The 17650-nt window shown below is 57.5% G+C and carries 14 protein-coding genes and 1 tRNA gene; 9 read left to right on the top strand and 6 right to left on the bottom strand.

The window, feature by feature from the left end:
• Positions 1 to 13 precede the first annotated feature (13 nt).
• Positions 14 to 1387 (top strand): Xaa-Pro peptidase family protein, encoded by a 1374-nt coding sequence (locus G7090_RS08120; protein WP_166182070.1) that lies wholly within the window; start codon positions 14 to 16, stop codon positions 1385 to 1387.
• A gap of 62 nt (positions 1388 to 1449) precedes the next feature.
• On the opposite strand, the gene ampC is transcribed toward G7090_RS08120, so the two are convergent.
• The 3 genes from ampC to G7090_RS08105 form a co-directional block, all read right to left on the bottom strand.
• The gene (gene ampC / locus G7090_RS08115) at positions 1450 to 2592 is read right to left on the bottom strand and encodes a CMY2/MIR/ACT/EC family class C beta-lactamase (RefSeq protein ID WP_166185155.1); all 1143 of its coding nucleotides are present in this window, start codon (positions 2590 to 2592) and stop codon (positions 1450 to 1452) included.
• A gap of 87 nt (positions 2593 to 2679) precedes the next feature.
• Positions 2680 to 3828 carry an FAD-dependent monooxygenase gene (locus G7090_RS08110; protein WP_166182069.1) on the bottom strand — a complete coding sequence of 383 codons (1149 nt, stop codon included), beginning with the start codon at positions 3826 to 3828 and terminating at the stop codon, positions 2680 to 2682.
• A complete protein-coding gene (locus tag G7090_RS08105; RefSeq protein WP_166182068.1) occupies positions 3818 to 4483 on the bottom strand; it encodes a DsbA family oxidoreductase in 666 nt (221 codons plus the stop codon). The genes G7090_RS08110 and G7090_RS08105 overlap by 11 nt, the downstream gene beginning before the upstream one ends.
• A 107-nt stretch (positions 4484 to 4590) precedes the next feature.
• Between G7090_RS08105 and G7090_RS08100 the strand changes: the two genes are divergently transcribed.
• Both G7090_RS08100 and G7090_RS08095 read left to right on the top strand, forming a co-directional pair.
• Positions 4591 to 5505, top strand: a complete 915-nt coding sequence (locus tag G7090_RS08100; protein ID WP_166182067.1) for a LysR family transcriptional regulator — start codon at positions 4591 to 4593, stop codon at positions 5503 to 5505.
• A gap of 148 nt (positions 5506 to 5653) precedes the next feature.
• Entirely contained in the window at positions 5654 to 6757 is a 1104-nt protein-coding gene (locus G7090_RS08095; RefSeq protein WP_166182066.1) for an NADH:flavin oxidoreductase/NADH oxidase, read from the top strand.
• A gap of 39 nt (positions 6758 to 6796) precedes the next feature.
• On the opposite strand, the gene G7090_RS23875 is transcribed toward G7090_RS08095, so the two are convergent.
• Both G7090_RS23875 and G7090_RS08085 read right to left on the bottom strand, forming a co-directional pair.
• Entirely contained in the window at positions 6797 to 7282 is a 486-nt protein-coding gene (locus G7090_RS23875) for a transposase (RefSeq protein WP_166182065.1), read from the bottom strand.
• 135 nt (positions 7283 to 7417) lie between these two features.
• Positions 7418 to 7505: transfer RNA gene (locus tag G7090_RS08085), tRNA-Ser, on the bottom strand.
• A 178-nt stretch (positions 7506 to 7683) separates the two neighbouring features.
• On the opposite strand from G7090_RS08085, the gene G7090_RS08080 reads away from it, so the two are divergent.
• From G7090_RS08080 to G7090_RS08060, 5 genes are read left to right on the top strand one after another with little or no spacing between them, the layout of a single operon-like run.
• Complete coding sequence (locus G7090_RS08080; RefSeq protein ID WP_166182064.1) at positions 7684 to 9507, top strand: iron ABC transporter permease; 1824 nt, start codon at positions 7684 to 7686, stop codon at positions 9505 to 9507.
• Position 9508: 1 nt separating this feature from the next.
• A complete protein-coding gene (locus tag G7090_RS08075) occupies positions 9509 to 10588 on the top strand; it encodes an ABC transporter ATP-binding protein (RefSeq protein WP_106992643.1) in 1080 nt (359 codons plus the stop codon).
• Positions 10589 to 10614: 26 nt separating this feature from the next.
• A complete protein-coding gene (locus G7090_RS08070) occupies positions 10615 to 11718 on the top strand; it encodes an ABC transporter substrate-binding protein (RefSeq protein ID WP_166182063.1) in 1104 nt (367 codons plus the stop codon).
• Positions 11719 to 11757: 39 nt separating this feature from the next.
• A complete protein-coding gene (locus G7090_RS08065) occupies positions 11758 to 13185 on the top strand; it encodes an inositol monophosphatase family protein (protein ID WP_166182062.1) in 1428 nt (475 codons plus the stop codon).
• A complete protein-coding gene (locus tag G7090_RS08060; protein ID WP_166182061.1) occupies positions 13175 to 14227 on the top strand; it encodes a LacI family DNA-binding transcriptional regulator in 1053 nt (350 codons plus the stop codon). Before G7090_RS08065 ends, G7090_RS08060 begins: the two co-directional genes overlap by 11 nt.
• 134 nt (positions 14228 to 14361) lie before the next feature.
• Here G7090_RS08060 and G7090_RS08055 read toward each other — a convergent pair whose 3' ends face one another.
• Positions 14362 to 15741: a carbohydrate porin gene (locus tag G7090_RS08055; protein WP_166182060.1), complete on the bottom strand. Its 1380-nt coding sequence runs from the start codon at positions 15739 to 15741 to the stop codon at positions 14362 to 14364.
• Positions 15742 to 16188: 447 nt separating this feature from the next.
• On the opposite strand from G7090_RS08055, the gene G7090_RS08050 reads away from it, so the two are divergent.
• Entirely contained in the window at positions 16189 to 17628 is a 1440-nt protein-coding gene (locus G7090_RS08050) for an MFS transporter (RefSeq protein ID WP_166185153.1), read from the top strand.
• Positions 17629 to 17650: the final 22 nt, after the last annotated feature.

Genomic DNA, 17650 nt, shown 5'->3' with positions numbered 1-17650 from the left:
GATGATGAGGTAAATGATGATCCAGCTGCAGACCATCCCGGCACCACGCAATTTTACGGCTGTGGCCCCGGTGTTGCTCACCGATGCGACGATGCTTGAGCGTAAAAATAAGGTGCTGACCCGCATGAGCGAGGCGGGCTTTGACGCCCTTGTGATTTATGCTGATAAGGAGCACGGGGGGAACTTCGAGTACCTGACCGGCTTTGTCCCGCGCTTCGAAGAAGGTCTGCTGATCCTTGATACATCGGGCGCGGCGACGGCGATTCTGGGCAATGAAAACCTGAAGATGGCGCAGCATTCGCGGCTCCCGGTTACGTTAAAGCACTGCCCCTCTTTTTCGCTGCCGAATCAGCCAATGGAGAATGAGGCTTCGCTGGAGACGCTGTTCAGCGTTATCGGCCTTCACAAGCTGGGTAAAATCGGGCTGGTTGGCTGGAAAATGTTTACCTCAACCGGAGCGGACAATACGCAACTGTTCGACCTGCCGCACTTTATCGTCGAGGCGCTGAGAAACAGCACCGGCGCACAGTTGGAAAACGCTGCACATCTGTTTATCCGCGGCGATAACGGCGCTCGCGTGACTAACAATGCGAACGAAATCGCCCATTACGAATATGGTGCCAACCTCGCCTCCGGCTGCATGCTGAATGCCATGAACGCGGTAGAGCCGGGGATCCGCGAAACCGAACTGGGGGCGCTGCTCGCGGCGGAAGGCCAGTATCAGACGGTAGTCACCATCGCCGCCGCCGGACAGCGCTTTGAGAAGGCGAACTTCTATCCCACCTATAAAAAGCTGGAGCGCGGCCAGCCGCTGTCGATGACCACCGGGTTTAAAGGCGGGCTATCGAGCCGGACCGGATTTGTGATTGCCGATGAGAGCGAACTGCCTGAAGCGCAAAAAGATTATCTCGATCGGGTGGCAAAACCCTATTTTGCGGCGGTCGCCAGCTGGCTTGAGACTATCCATATCGGGATGCCGGGCGGCGAGATGTATGCCCATATCGAAAAGGTGCTCAATAAAGCGCAGTACGGCTGGCACCTCAATCCGGGGCATCTCAGCGCCGATGAAGAGTGGATCTCCTCCCCGATTTACCCTCACTCCGCCGAGACGCTGAAAAGCGGGATGATCCTGCAGATTGATATTATCCCCTCGGTGCCGGGCTACACCGGGGTGAGCGCTGAAGAGAGTATCGCCGTTGCGGACCAGGCATTGCAGGAGAAAATTCAGGCGGCGTATCCGGATCTCTGGGCGCGGATTGTGACCCGCCGGACCTACATCCGCGACGTGCTGAAGATTAATCTCGCGGATGAGGTGATCCCGCTGTCGAATACCGTGGCCTATCTGCGCCCGTTCCTACTGGCGAAGGAAAAGGCGTTCACCTGCTGAGCCGTACTTTGCCCGGCGGCGCTGCGCTTGCACGGGCCTACAGGTTTTGTAGGCCCCCGAATTTACTGCAACGCTTCCAGAATGTGATACGCCGCCTTCACCCGTTCCGGGTTGGGGTAATTTTTATTCGCCAGCATCACAATGCCGAGCTGCTTCGCGGGGATAAAGGCGATGTAGCTACCAAACCCGCCGGTCGCCCCGGTTTTATGCACCCACGAGGCCTTTACCGGCGGCTGTGCCGGGGTGATGGCCCTGGCATCGCGTGCCGCCAGAGCGTACTTATTATCCGCCCCCGCCTCCAGTGTTTGGGAGGTGACCGGCCAGTTCAGCATTTCCCATCCCAGGCCCTGATACATATCGCCCACCTGCCAGTACCGTGATTGCGCGAGAGCCACCCCCTGTTTCAGCGACGCGTCCCGGATGCCCTCCGGCTGGATGTTAGCCTGCAGCCAGCCTGCCATATCGACGATAGAGGTTTTCACCCCGTAGGCTTCGGCATCGAGCATACCCGGCGAGACGTGGACGGCCTTGCCGTCCCGGTAGCCCCAGGCATAGTTCGCCTTTTCACTGGCCGGGACGGTGACCCAGGTATGGGTGAGGTTTAGCGGCTGCAGCACCCGGCGGGTGAGCGCCTGCTCGAAATCCATCGTCGAGGGTTTGACCGCCAGGGCACCAAACAGGCCAATACTGGCGTTGGCATACTGGCGCTTCGTGCCCGGGGCCCACTCCGGGCGCCAGGTCTGGTAGTATTTTTCCAGCGATGCGGCATCGGTGACGTTGTCCGGCACCTGCAGCGGCAGGCCGCCCGCGGTATAGGTCGCCAGATGCAGAAGCGTGATCCCTTCCCACTGCTTGCCCGATAACGCCGACCAGTACTTGCTGGCAGGATCGCTGAGCGCAATCTCCCCGCGCGCCACCGCATCGCCCCCCAGCACCCCGGTAAAGGTTTTGCTCACCGAGCCAAGCTCAAACAGCGTCTGGCGGGTGACGGGCTTGTTCCCGGCCACGTCCGCCTGCCCCCAGGTGAAGAAGTACGGCTTGCCCTGATAAACCACCGCCACCGCCATACCCGGAATTGCCTGCGCCTTCATCAGCGCCGTAATGGTGGGGTTCACCACCTTCGCGATCTGCGCCTCTTCGGTTGTCGCAAAGGCGGAGCCGGACAGAAGAGCAAGGAGCGCGCACAGCAGGGATTTTTTCATCAGGAGTATCTTTTGCGAAAAGTGAGGCGGCTATTTTGCAGGCATGACGGCGGAATGTAAAACGGACCAGGGAGACTGGATGGCCCCCGATTAAGCCCGGCCGAAAAGCAGCCGATCGCCCATGCTCATCCCCACTTTGCGTAAATACTTGCCGCGGAAAATTTGTTCCCGTTCCCACTCAGACAGGGCTTTGTCCGTGTCATCAGGCCAGGCTTGCAGGGCATCGCCTAAGGCCAGAGCATTGGCGGCCGCTTTTGAGGTGCTCGCCGCGGTATGAGGCCGGGGGATAGAGGCGGCATCGCCCAGTAAGATCACCCTGCCCTTCACCATCTTATCGACCGCGAGATCGCGGATCGCCTGGGCAAAGGGTTCCTTTGTTGCCTGCACAATGTCGCGGAAGCCGGGCGGGAGGAGTGTTTGTGCTTCAGTATCAAGATGCGCCTTCCAGCGTGCGGCCAGCAGCCCTTCAGGCACGGAATAACGTCGCGCCACACCGTCGGTCCCCGTCATGATCGCTTCCCGCTGCGCGTCATCAACGACCCGATACCAGACCCAGTTGTAAAAGCGGTGGCCTGGCCGTAAATCGTTATCCGCACCCGGCATCAGATAGCCCAGAATGTGCGACCCCAGGTTGCTGGCGAAAGCAAAATCGCCATGAAGCTGCTGTCTGGCCCGTTCGGGCATGGCGTTTTCCTGCACCAGCCCGCGCCAGGCGATATACCCCGCGTAGTCTGGCGTGTCGTTCCACAGCAGTTTGCGCACAAACGAACCGTTACCGTCAGCCCCGATAAGCAGATCCCCGGTCTCCCTTGCGCCCCCTTCAAAGTGGGCGGTGACGTGATGATCATCAGGAAACGTGATATCCGTAAGGAGACGATTTTTATGGTAATGAATATCGCTAATCGTCGAGCGCATCAGGGAGTAGATCAATGACCACGAGGTCTGCACCTGGGGGGCATACTGTTTGTGCTCCACCGAGCCGTCCGGGCGAAACACCACTCTGTGCGCTGAGCGCACGCCCAGATTGTCCCAGTCGCGTTCGATGCCGCTGCGGCGGATTAACGCCACCACTTCGGGTTGCAGCACGATGCCGCCGCCCCGGCTGTCGAGATCCTGAGCCGAGCGCTCAAAAATATCGACGTCCCAGCCCGCCTGCTGCAGCATGTTCCCTGCAAATAATCCCCCTAACGAGCCGCCGATAATCAAGGCCCGCTTTCTCGGGTGCATTTCACCGATCATATTTTGCTCCTTCCCCTTTAAGCCGGTCGCGATAAGCATCCATGATGTAATAGCGGAGCTGATCCACCGGAACAGCGCCCGTCAGCCTGATACCGGCAATATCAAAGGTGGGTACGCTGTTGATATCGCCCTGCCGCGCCAGATCCTCCAGCTGGATCACCTCCGCTTCTCCCGCGGTACTCAACAGATATTGGCGCGCAGCCTCTTTGTCCATCCCACACTCGCCAGCCACATCCACCAGCACATTGAGGTCGCCAATATCTCTCCCCTCCTCGAAATACGCCTGAAACAGACGCTTAACCAGCAGGGTTCGGGCCTTTCCGGCAGCCGCAAACCGCGTCAATCGATGGGCCGTAAAGGTGTTAGGCACGCGCTGAATGGCCGGGTAGTTAAAGGTGACATCGTCCGTTTTCCCCTTCTCCACGGTGTGCTCATCCAGCTGATGTGAATATTCCCAGCTGCCGAACTTAGCCCGGCGATAGGCGACACGCTCCATGCCCTCCAGCGGCATGCCCGGGTTGAGCTCCATGGGCAACCAGTCGACCTCAACCTCGACGTCGTCGGGTAACGCCTGCAGTACCTTTTCCAGCCGGGCATCCGCAATCCGGCACCAGGGACAAATAAAATCTGACGTAACGGTAATGGATATTTTCATGTTTCACCTCTCACTGTGGAGAAGGCTAACACTGTTACTTAATGGTGATAATATAGTTAAAACAGCTAACAGAGTTGCGCCATCCGCAACGATTCGGGGAGAGTAAAATGGATATGCTGGCATCGCTTGAAGCCTTTATTACGGTCGTCGAAGAGGGCGGGTTCGCGCCGGCAGGCAGAAAATTAGCGCTGGCGACCTCTTCGGTGACGCGTCAGATCGACGGGCTGGAAAAGGTGCTTGGTACGCAGCTGCTGACCCGATCGACCCGCAGCGTGGTGCTGACGGCGGCCGGGCATGTCTATTTTGAACACGCGGTGAGGATCCTCAACGACCTGGAGTACGCCAATCAGGAAGTGCGGGACCAGACCGGGGAGCCCCGGGGGGTGTTACGCATCAGCCTGCCGGTCTCGTTTTCCAGGCTGCATATCGCCCCGCTGCTGGCCCCCTTCTCCCGCCGCTATCCGTTAATCTCCCTGGATCTGACCTTTACCGATGAGGTCGTCGATCTGGTGGAAAAGCGGCTAGACTTGACTGTCCGCCTGGGTAAGGTCGACTCCCCTAACCTGATCGCGCGTAAGTTACTTTCCCAGCGCCGGTGCATCTGCGCCAGCCCGGACTATCTGAAAGCGAATGGCTATCCTGAGCTGCCTGGAGATCTGAAGAATCACAACTGTCTGATCTTTTCCTATTCGTCCGGGAAAACGAAGTGGTATTTCAATGGGGAGAGTCAGGTCGCCATCGATGTGAAAGGCACGCTGAAGTGCAACAACTCAGAAATTTTGCGCGAAGCGGTGTTAAGTGGTTATGGCATTGCGCTCCTGCCTGACTGGCTGATCGACAAGGATATTCAGGACGGGAAGCTAATCAGGTTACTGCCGCAATGGCGCGCGGAAGTGAACGACGGTGAGGATGATTCCGCGATTTATGCCATCTACCATCCCACCCGCAGGAACACTAAAAAAGTGAAGGTGTTTGTCGATTTTCTGATGGCGCATCTTTCCCCAGAGTCGGAAAGTGAATAGTGCAAATTCAGCAGCGTTGCGTCTGACGCAACGTACTTTTGCGCAAACGTGAGGTTCTGTTATCGCTGGCTGTGCGGTATGTTGATGAATATTCAGGTATAAAAATCGCCACATCCCATTTCTAACGCTGCAATCTGGAGTGACATGTATGTCTAAACCCAAGCTGTTTACACCGTTACGTATCCGCAATCTTGAACTCGAAAACCGTATCGTGATCGCCCCGATGTGCCAGTACTCCGCCGAAGAGGGCTGCATGACCGACTGGCATACCCTTCATCTGGGGCAACTGGCCCAGTCCGGTGCGGGCCTGCTCACCATTGAGGCGGCGGCCGTCTCCCCTGAAGGCCGGATTACCTACGCTGACGTCGGGCTCTATGATGACAAGACAGAAGAAGCGATGGGCCGGGTGCTTGCCACTATCCGTAAGTGGTCAGATATTCCTGTTGGCATCCAGCTGGCCCATGCGGGCCGTAAAGCCTCAACCTATAAGCCGTGGGATAAGCACGGTCAAATCCCACCCGATCAGCAGGGTGGCTGGCAGACCTTAGCCCCGTCTGCGGTACCCTACAGCGAAGGCTATACCCTCCCCACCGCTCTCGACAGCAACGGCCTGGCCGAAATTCGCAACCAGTTCGCGGAGGCTGCCAAACGTGCCGCCCGACTGAATATCGACCTGATCCAGATCCACGCCGCGCATGGCTATCTGTTACATCAGTTCTTATCCCCGCTCTCTAACCAGCGCACGGACAATTACGGCGGTTCGCTGGAAAATCGCGCCCGCTTCCCGCTGGAGATCGTCGACGCGGTGCGGGAAGCCTTCCCTGCCGATAAAGCCATCAGCGTGCGTATCTCCGCAACCGACTGGGTCGAGGGCGGATTTAATCTCGAAGAGGCCGTGGAATTCTCGAAAATGCTGGAAGCCCACGGAGTGGATGCGATTCACGTCTCCAGCGGCGGTCTGCACCCCGATCAGCAGATTGAGGTCTACCCCGGCTATCAGGTGCCGCTGGCACGCGCGGTAAAAGCTGCCGTCAATATTCCGGTGGTGGCGGTAGGGTTGATCACCGACCCTGAACATGCAGAGTCCATCGTCGCCAGCGGGGATGCGGATATCATTGGGATCGCCCGAGGCGCGCTCTACAATCCGCGCTGGCCATGGCATGCGGCGGCGGAGCTGGGGGCCCAGGTGCATGCGCCGGACCAGTATCTGCGCTGCCAGCCGCACACGCTGAAGAATCTGTTCAAGTCCTGATCCTGTCTCTGGCGGGTACCCGTGGCACACGGGTACTCTTCATGCCTCAGCCCCGGGATAGTTAAGCGAACTCATTCCTGCGATTGCCGTCGAGCTAATGATAAAGAGGGTAAACAAAATAACAAAGAGCCAGCTAAACATATAAAATGCATTACTCGCCCCCAATCCTCTGCGAGAGAGAAATACATTATCAGTTGAGATAAAAGTGCCGGATACGTTGCGAAATTGCACAATATAATAAACGCAATAACCCAGCATAAGGAATATGAACAGAACGCCAACCACCTTATGAAAAACAATCGCAAGCAGCACGCTAACGGCTATGATAGTTAAATAGACTACTGCTGCGGTCGATTCCATTTTTCTTAATTTGTTTCTGATGGCACTATCGTGCAGCGCTTTCCAGCGACGAAGCGAGCTGATACTGAATCCATATTTCTCACACAACTCATTATCAGGCATGCCTTCTTTAGCCTGCCGCAGAAAATCAGCAATTTGTTCCTCTGTAAAACGCTTTCTGCTCATAGAGTCTCTTCCTTCGCAGAATATAGATGAGATTTGGCCTCATCTGAAAAGATGAGTAGTTGAAAGATGCTGAGTGAGAAAGGTATAGATTTTAGATACAAAAAAGCCCGTTTTCACGGGCTTTTATGCAGAATTTGGCGGAAGCGTAGAGATTCGAACTCTAGAACCCTTTCGGGTCGCCGGTTTTCAAGACCGGTGCCTTCAACCGCTCGGCCACGCTTCCAAAGTGAGGCGCACTATAAACATCTCTGCGCGCTATGTAAAGAGGGGAATTGAAGAATTTGATAATGTTCCGGTTTTGCACCCGGCGCACTTTTTTGCACATATGTGCAAATTTTTAGCAAAAATGTAACATTGCGTCGATATATTCCTGACTGTCTTTCACAGCCAGGGATAAACCAGTGTCTTACCCATCTGATATCCACCCACGCCACGGCGCGTGGCAAAAGCTCCGCCATACTCTGTCGATTATCAGTCATGAGCCCGCCAACCTGCTGGCAGTGCTGCTGCTCGGTCTGTTCAGCTGGATAATCCTGGCCCCGGTCGTTTCCGTGTTAATTAATGCGCTGCTGGTGCAGAGCGGAGATGAAGGCCGCACCGGCGCAACCGAAGGGGCATTTACCACGTACTACCTCCTGCGCACGCTGACATCGCGCATGTCCGATCTTCTGCTCTGGACCCCATTACTCAACACCCTCGCGGTGGCGCTGAGCACCGTTGCCATCGCCCTGGTAGTTGGCATCGTGCTGGCGTGGCTGGTGAATCGTACCGATATCGCGGGCCGCAAGTGGTTTGCCACCCTGCTTATCGTGCCCTTCATGCTGCCCTCCTGGACCTTTGCCCTGGCGTGGAGCACCCTTTTCAAGAACCACGCCATCGGCGGGCAGCCGGGATGGCTGGAGGCGATGGGGATCCAGACCCCGAACTGGATGGCCTACGGCTATTTCCCGATTGTGACCATTATGGTGCTGCACTACGCCCCGCTGGTGATCCTGATTGTCGGTAACGCCCTGAAGCGTATGGACAGCCAGATGGAGGAGTGCGCCCAGGTCCTCGGCGCGTCCCGCCGGGTTATCGCCTTTAAAATTATTATCCCGCTGGTCCGCCCAGCGCTACTCTCCGCCGCCCTGCTGATTTTCGCGGACTGTATCGGCGAGTTCGCCCTGCCCTATATTCTCGGCCTGCCGGTGCATTTCGATACGCTCTCTACCGGGCTGTACCGGGCCATCGGCACGCGCCAGTCCGGCGTGGCGGCGGTGATCGCGGCGGTGATCATGCTGATGGGCATGCTGACCCTGCTGCTGGATATGAAAATGCTGCGCGAGGCGAAACGCTTCGTGACCCTGGGCGGAAAAGGGGTGATGGAGCGCCGTCGCAGCCTGGGACGCTGGCGCAGCGCAGCGACCGCCCTGCCGCTGGTATTCGTCCTGCTGGGGGTGGCGATCCCGCTCCTGACCCTGTTCCTGTCGACGGTGATGATCCTTCCGGGCCGCTTCAGCGCCGATAACTTCACCCTCGATTACTGGATTGGTCGCAACCTCGATACCGTGGCCCTGCACAACGGGATCCTGCTGAGCGGCGAATTCTGGCACACGGTGTGGAACACCCTGGTCATTGTTGGCTCGGCCTCCCTCGCCTGCGGCGTGCTGGGGCTGCTGGTGGGTTACGCGGTGCTGCGCTGCCACTTCCGCTGGGTCGCCGCCTGCCTGCGCCAGCTGACCTTCCTGCCCTATCTGGTGCCGGGTATCGCCTTCGCCGCCGCCTTTCTGTCGCTGTTTGCCGTGGCCCGCGGGCCGGTTCCGGCGCTGTACGGCACCCCGCTGATTCTGATCCTCGCGCTAATTGCCGAAAAAATGCCCTATGCCAGCCGCTCCGGCATCGCGGCGATGACCCAACTCGGGAAAGAGGCCGAAGAAGCCGCGCGGATTGCCGGTGCTGGCTGGTTCGCCCGCCTCCGCCGTATTGTCATCCCGATCCAGGCCGCGCCGCTGGCAACCGGGATCCTGCTGCCGTTTATCTCAGGAATTAAAGGGGTCAGCCTGTTCGTTATCCTCGCCACCCCCGCCACGGACGTGCTGACTACCTGGTCCCTGCGCCTGATTGACTACAACTACCAGCAGGCGGCCAATGCCGTGGTGCTGATGATTGCCCTCATTTCATGGGCCGGAACGGTGATGATCCAGAAGATCACCGGCACCGGTCTGGCTGATGGTCTGGAGAAATAAGATGCCCACTATCCACTTAACGAATCTCAGCAAAACCTACCCTGGCAGCGATGCTCCGGCGGTTAATAACATCAACCTGACGGTGAAAGATGGCGAGTTTATGTGTTTGCTGGGGCCGTCCGGCTGCGGCAAGACCACCATCCTGCGGATGATTGCCGGTATCGAACACGCCAGCGGCGGGGAGATAAGCATTGGCGACAGGGTTGTCGACTCCATCGCCCGGGGCACTTACGTACCGCCGGAAAAACGCGGCATCGGGCTGGTCTTTCAGAGCTATGCGCTCTGGCCGCATATGACCGTCGAGCAGAACGTCGATTTCGGCCTGCGGTTGCAGAAAGTGCCGACCAAAACGCGTATCGCCCGCTGCCAGGACGTGATGGAAAAACTGCGCATCGCCGATTACGCCAAACGCTATCCGGCGCAGCTCTCCGGCGGGCAGCAGCAGCGCGTGGCCCTGGCCCGCATGCTGGCGGTTAATCCTGGCGTACTGCTGCTGGACGAGCCGCTCTCGAACCTCGACGCCACCCTGCGCCTGGAGATGCGCGCCGAGCTGCGTCGCCTGCATGAAACCTTTGGCACCACCATTGTGTTTGTCAGCCACGACCAGTGGGAGGCGATGACCCTTGCCACCACCATTGCGGTGATGAGCGCCGGGCAGATGCAGCAGGTAGGCACCCCGGATGAGATTTACGCCACCCCGGCCAACCGCTTTGTCGCGGAATTTATTGGCACCCCGCGCCTGAACATGATCCCGCTTCATCAGCCCTGTAGCGAGCTGGCGCAGCATCTTCAGCGGCGCTTTACCCTGCACGATCAGACCCAGCTCTGCGGCATTCGCCCGGAAGAGATCGTCCTGAGCGCCGAGTCGTGCAGCAACGCCGTTCCGATGACCATCGATAACATTATGCCCACCGGCGGAAGCTGGGTGATTGAGCTGGTAGCGGGCGAAGACCGGCTGTTCCACTCCACCCAGCTGAGACCGCGCTGGCAGGCGCGTCAGCAGGTGCATTGCCAGCTCCCAACCTCGTCCCTGCACTTTTTTAACCGCAACGGACTGCGTCACGACGTGACCGCGAATTAACCTCAATTGACTCTTAAGGAAATCCCATGAAGCGCAAGTTGTCCGCCGTCCTTATCGCCACAGCCCTGCTGAGCAGCGCCATCGCTCAGGCTGAAACCTTCGATCTGCAGAAGCTGATCGCTGCCGCAAAACAGGAGCAGCCGATTACCGTTTACGCCTCGACCGGTAAAATCGTGCAGCAGGCAAAAGCCTTTAGCGAGCAGTACGGATTACAGGCCGTGGGGGTTAAGGCCGATGCGCCGCAGATCATCGAGATCATGAGCCGGGAAGCGCAGGCCAAAAACGTCCGCGCCGATGTCGCTATTGTTGAAGACGCCCCTGCCGGGATGACGCAGTTACTCAAAAAAGGCTATGTTCAGAGCTGGGTCCCGGACGATCTGAAAGGCGACATTGCCCCCCGCTATCAGGATCCCCTCACCGTCGTGCTGGCCCCGAACGTGTTCGCCTATAACACCGATCATCATGCCACCTGTCCGGTGACCAATCTCTGGCAGTTGACCGAGCCGAAATGGCGGGGCCGCGTCGCGATGCAGGATCCTACCAGCAAACCGGCCTATACCGACTGGTTCAGCCAGATGGAAACCCACTATGACCAGCAGGTTCGCGATGCCTATCAGCAGGCGTTTGGCAAGCCGCTGCACACCGACGAGAAGTCTGCCACTGCGGCCTTTGTGAAGGCGCTGGCGGCCAACGGTGTGCTGCTCACCCACTCCGATAACGATGCCGCATCCGCTATCGGCGCGCCGGACAGCAAAACTGACTTTGTCGGCCTGGTGTCGACCGCCAAGTTCCGCGACAACAAGCAGGGGATGAAGCTGGGTCTGTGCAGCGGCCTGAAGCCGTTTATCGGCTGGAATTACCCGAGCCTCGGCGTGGTGGCGACCGGCAGTAAAAGCCCGAACACCGCGAAGCTCTTTACCCACTATCTGCTGACCGCCGAAGGCATCGCGCCTCAGGGGGTGGACGGCAAAATGTCCACCAACCAGAAGGTGAACCTCCCTGCCGATGAAGCCTCCGGCATTGAAAAGCATCGCGGCGAGCTGATGGAATACCTGACCGCCACCGCCCAGGGGGACTGGGAAAGCCGCCAGGACTGGCAGGACATCTGGAGCCTGAACTACAAAAAGTAGTTTTCAGCGTACATTTTCATTCTGAACAGGCAGCACACTTTGACTACTCATGATATTGAACAGCGGGAAGCCGCCCTGAAGCGCATTATTGTTGATGCCGGGGATACCGCCCTGCGCTTCTTCCAGTCACGGAAAGCGGGCGAGTATGCGCTGAAGGGCCATCAGGATATCCTGACCGAGGCCGATACTTTCGTTGAAAAGCAGATTCTGGAAGCCCTTGCCGGGGCGTTCCCGGGCGATCTGATCCTTGGCGAAGAGTCCGCCAGCCAGCCTGCCAGCGCGGAGAGCCTGTGGGTAGTAGATCCCATCGACGGCACCGCCAACTTCGCCCGGGGTATCCCCCACTTTTGCGTCTGTATGGCGTGGGTTCACCAGGGCGTGACCGAGTTGGGGGCGGTTTACAACCCGGTCAGCCAGGAGCTCTATCTGGCCCGTCGCGGCCATTACGCCCTGAAAAACGATCAGCCGCTGCGCTGCACCGCCATTATCGACCCGCAGCGGGCCGCCGTTGAGCTGGGCTGGTCTGCCCGTCACGGCCAGAATCACTATCTGAAGGTGCTGGGCTCGTTGCTCAGTCTGGGCACCAGCGTGCGCCGGGGCGGCTCCGGGGCGCTGGCGCTGGCCTGGGTGGCGGAGGGTCGTACCGACGGGTATCTCGAAATCCATATGAACGCCTGGGATTGCCTGGCGGGGCTGCTGCTGGTGCGTGAAGCGGGCGGCCTGACGGGGGTGGTGCCTGACAGTGCCGAGGGTATTTTCAACGGCCTGCCGGTGCTGGCCGCCGCGCCAGGCATTGCTGCTGACCTTGCGGCTGCGGCGGGTATTCCCCTGACCATCGAAACAGAGGCGAAGCCCGAGGCAGGCCACTACCCTCGCCCGCCCATCAGCCTGATCGTCGAGGATTTTCCCGGCTGGGACGTGGATATTTATATCGGTGGATCCAGCGGGGTAAGCGATGCGGCCCTGCTGGCTGAACACGATATCGGGATCGTGATTAACTGCGCGGTAAACCTCGATATCGACTGGGTGACGCATCCGGAAGCCAGCGCGCCTGTGCGGCTGCTTGCTCATGGTGCAGGCCCGGTCCGCTACTACAAGCTGGGGCTGGTGGACGGCGAAGGCAATGCTCCCGAGATGCTGCACGCCGGGTATCAGCTGATGCGTTCGGCCCTGCTCCAGCAGATCCCGGATAAAGCCTCTTACCGAAACCGTAAACGCGGCAATATCCTCGTCAACTGTCGCGGCGGACGCAGTCGCTCTGTCGCCCTGGTGGCGCTGTTTATGCATCTGGAGTGCCCGGAACGCTTCCCGACGCTCGATGCGGCCATCGATCTTATCCGCGACCGACGCCAGCTCCACCCGGACGAGTGGTATGAAACGCCGAAGCCGTCGCTGATCCGCCTGGCCGAACATGCCATTATCCGCGAACGGGCCTTCGCCGGAGTGGAACAGCGTCATGAGCAATAACAGCCTGAGGAAAAATCCCGGCTTCGCCAGCGCCACCGAGGTGGCGCGCCTGGCGGGGGTTTCCCGTTCTGCGGTATCGCGAACCTTTACGCCGGGCCGCAGCGTGTCTGAGGATACCCGGCGGAAGGTGCTGGCCGCCGCTGAGGCGCTGAATTATCACGTCAATCATCTGGCGCGGGGGCTCTCCCGGGAGGAGAGCCGCCCGGTCTGTATTCTTGGCGGCAATCTGTCGTACCCCTGGCAGTCGAGCCTGCTTGACCACCTGACCCGCCGCCTGCACCAGGCCGGACGCGCGGTAATGGTGATCAACACCGACGACGACGAAGCGAGCGCCAGAGAGGCACTGCAGCAAACCCTGAACTATCGTTCAACCGCCACCATCGTGCTGTCGGGCAAACCGCCCGCGTCCCTGATAGAGCTGTGCCTGCAGAGCGGACAGCAGGTGATCGCGATTAACCGCATGGGGCAGTTCCCCAGCGCGGACAATATTGATATCGACTATAGCTCGACGATGCAGGAGGCCTGTGACCACCTGATAGCCGCACATTGCCGCCGTCTGGCGGTTGTCTCCTCCTCCACCCGCTCCCCGAGCATGATTACCCGCGAAACGCGCTTTCTGGAGGCCGCTGCCGAAACGGGCACCGAGGTCACGCTAATCCGCCCCGGCAGCGCCAGCTATCAGACCGGCGTTCTCGCCGCCCGGGCGTTGCTCAGCCAGGCCTCACCGCCGGACGGTGTCTTCTGCGTCACTGACTTAATCGCCTGCGGATTTATCGATGCCGCACGCCACGAGTTTGGCCTGCGCATTCCAGAGGAGATCAGTGTTATTGGTTTTGATGACATCGAACAGGCCAACTGGCTGGGGTATCAGCTGACGACTTTCGCCCAGCCGCTGGCAGAGATGGCGGAGGCGGCCTGTGAGATGCTGCTCGCCGCGGATGCCGAACAACCCGCCAGCCGGGTGTTTACGGCGCGTCTGGTGGAACGGAGGACTACGGGTCCTGCCCGGCGGCGCTGCGCTTGCGCGGGCCTACAAAATTAGTAGGCCGGGTCAGCGCAGCGCCACCCGGCGCAGCAAGATGCGGTGCGGTCTGATGCCCTCACCCCGACCCTCTCCCCGTGGGAGAGGGCGCACACACTAAAAACGGCAACGTTGCGTTGCCGTTTTGCTTTTACCTAGAACCACGCCTCCCACATCGCGCCGACGTTGAAGTCGTCGAGCGTTTCATCCTTGGTATTGTTCACGCGGGCGGTGCGCTCGTTATCCACCTTGCCGCCGGTGGCGTAGAAGCGCAGCATCGGACGGAATTCCGGTCCCATGGCGATAGAGATGTTCTGCGACAGGGTCAGCTTCCAGCCCTTGTTATCCCCGCCGTTGTCGTAATCCACATGCTGCCAGCCCGCTTCCAGCCAGGTGGAGTGCACGTCGTTCCACCAGTGCATCGGACGCACGATGGCGTTGTAGTTTTTGCGGTTGTCGGTGCTGTCCCGGCTGTTGTCGTAGTCGTGGAAGGCCAGAATGTACTCCACCTGGGTCGCCTGGGTGAACTTGTGCAGCCCTTCGAAGCTGGCGTACACCGTGGTCAGATCCTCGGTTTTGTTGAACACGCTGTTGTCCGAGTTATCGGAGTAGCGGGCGATCACCTTGTTGACGCCGCTGTCGTTGGTGTGGCTCAGCACCACGCCGCCCTGCCAGGCGTTCATCCGCTCGTCGGTGTCGATGGCTTTCGAGTCAAAGCCGTAGTTGGCGTACAGCTCCAGGTCGATCGGGCCGAGCTTCATGCCGTGAATTTTGGAGGTGGCGGCGTAGTTGCCTTTGTCGCCGGTGCCGGAGCCGCCGGTACAGGTGATGCGCGACGGGTTAGCTTCGTCATCCATCACTTCCGGGCTACAGGATTCCACCGCTGCGACAGTCGCCACGTCAAACTGCACGCCGCCGATGTCGAAGTTCTTCACCCCGGCACCCTGACCGTCGTGGTTCATCCAGAAGTAGTCGTTGATGCCCTGCTGCGGACGCTGGTGGAAGTCACGACCCGCCCAGAGATAGGCGTTCGGATTGGATTCCAGAATGTTGGTCACCCCGGCGTAGGCTTTTTTCAGGTTAACCTCGTCGCCCCAGTGGTCGATCATCACGTTGACGTCCCAGATGGCCCCGTTTTCGCCCCTGAAGGCTTTGGAGAGCTGGAATTCGCCGCCGTTGCTTTCGTTACCCAGACGGCCAATCGCCGAGGCGCCGTTGTAGGAGCCGTCCACGGCGACGTATTTCTGATCGGCGGCCTGGAAGTGCGCGCCGTAGCGGGCATAGCCGGTAAATTTAATCCCGAACGGGATCGCCATATCCGGGGACTGGGCGGCGCTCTGGGGCTCGTTAATGACGTCGGCTTTTTTCGCCACCGCGGCATCCATTTTTGCCTGGCGATCCGCCAGGGCTTTATCCACCGCTTTGGCCACAATGGCGTCGATTTGCTCCTGCGTAAATTCCTGCGCGAGGACAGAAATTGGGCAAAGCGCGGCGAGAACCGCCATTGTTAATGGAAGTTTTTTAATCATATTCATGGTTATCTCAATATATTTAAATTTTATTCAGACAATAACCACCCCGTTCCGGACTGACAGAATATGTCGCTGGCATCAGAACAAGTTGATTTTTATTTTTTAGGGGCCAGAGGATTCACACTATTATCGTAAGGCTTTCTCCTTCTCTTAAATTTATTATTCAAAGCGCGCTTGTACCAAACGCGGAATGCGGCAAATAATCGACTGGGACATACCCTCCATTTTCCAGGCCGCTTGCTCAATTACGTTATTTCACTATCAGAGTAAGATAATGCTCAAACGTGAACCTCGTCGCAAAAATACCCTTATGCCTCGACGATCACAGAAATAAAAAAACATAATTACTTAATTTAAAAACGTAATGGATTCTCCCGTGCCACCTGTGTCAGAAAGAGCCTAACATTCATAAAACAAATCGGAGATCGGATTAGAATGAGTAAAACGATAATGCAAAGCCGGCATGATGAATATCATAAATTATCTCGCGGGGAGCGCATTGGTTACGGGATGGGAGACTTTGCGCAAAACCTGGTGTTTGGCACGATCGGGGGTTTTCTGGCGCTTCACATGCTGACGGTAAATACTATCGGGACAGCCACGGCGGGATTCATATTTCTTTTTGTCCGCATCATCAATGTGTTTTGGGATCCGATGGTAGGAACCTATGTTGACAAAAGAAGTTCAAAGGCCGGAAAGTATCGTCCCTGGATTTTAAGGGCGGGCGTGCCGCTGGTTATTCTTTCCGCTTTACTTTTCGCGCCTATTCCTGGCGTCAAAGGTTCCGTTCCCTTTGCATTTATCGTTTATCTGGCCCTGGATCTCGTTTATTCCGTTGTGAATATTCCTTATGGTTCACTGAATGCCTCCTTAACGAGAGATCCTGAATCTATTGATAAACTGACCAGTACGCGCATGATGCTGGCAAACAGTGCCAATCTTCTGGTCTATACCCTCTTTCCGATGTTTGTCCAGATGGCCTCGCCAAAAGATCGTAGCCTCAAAGATACAGGGTTTTTTGGGCTTGAACTCAATATGGGGAATTACACCGATCCCTCAGCGAATTACGCCTGGTTTGGTGTTTACTCGATTTATATGATAATCGGAGCGGCTGCACTTTTCATTTGCTACAAATTTACCAAAGAACGCGTTGTTGCCTCTGCTGAGCAAACGGCGAACGTTAAAACGACAGATTTATTCCTCGAACTCAAAAATAATCGTCCCCTGGTTATTCTCGGACTCTTTTTCATGCTGGCCTTTACATTCATGTTCTTTATGAACACGGTAAATGGCTTTTTCAATCAATATGTTGTCGGTCATTCTGAATGGATGGGTGCCGTTGGCCTTGTTGCTTCAATTCCGGGCATTCTGTTCCCCATTTTCTGGCCAAAGCTTAAGAAAATTTTTGGCAAAAAAGGGTTCTTCCACATTTTCCTGGGCATGTTTATTGTGGGGGAATTGTTGACTTACGTTTGGTCACGCGAGGGTATGCATGATGCACTCTGGCTGGCTTATATCGCTACGTTTATTAAACAGTGGGGCTTAACCTCGGCGACCGGATTTATGTGGGCACTGGTCCCTGAAGTCATTGCTTATGGTGAACTGAAATCAGGCAAGCGCAATGCTGCCATCATCAATGCCATTATGGGTCTTTTTTTCAAAATTGGTTTTACTATCGGCGGCGCGATTCCACTGTGGTTACTGGCTGTTTATGGCTTTAACGAAACAGGTGCGCAGCAAAGTGCGACTGCTATCGACGGTATAATTATCACCGCGGTCTGGATCCCTATCGTTTTAGCCTTTATCTCGATGATCGTTATCCATCTTTATCCAATCTCAGATAAACATGTCACAGATATTAATCGTCAGCTTGATGAGATCCGCGTCTGATTATATTTTCATTGAAAAGCCT

The sequence above is a fragment of the Leclercia sp. 29361 genome, from assembly GCF_011290365.1.
Classification (GTDB): Bacteria; Pseudomonadota; Gammaproteobacteria; order Enterobacterales; family Enterobacteriaceae; genus Enterobacter; species Enterobacter tamurae.
Note: the sequence above shows the minus strand (reverse complement) of the source record. Positions and strands in the feature narration are given on the sequence as shown.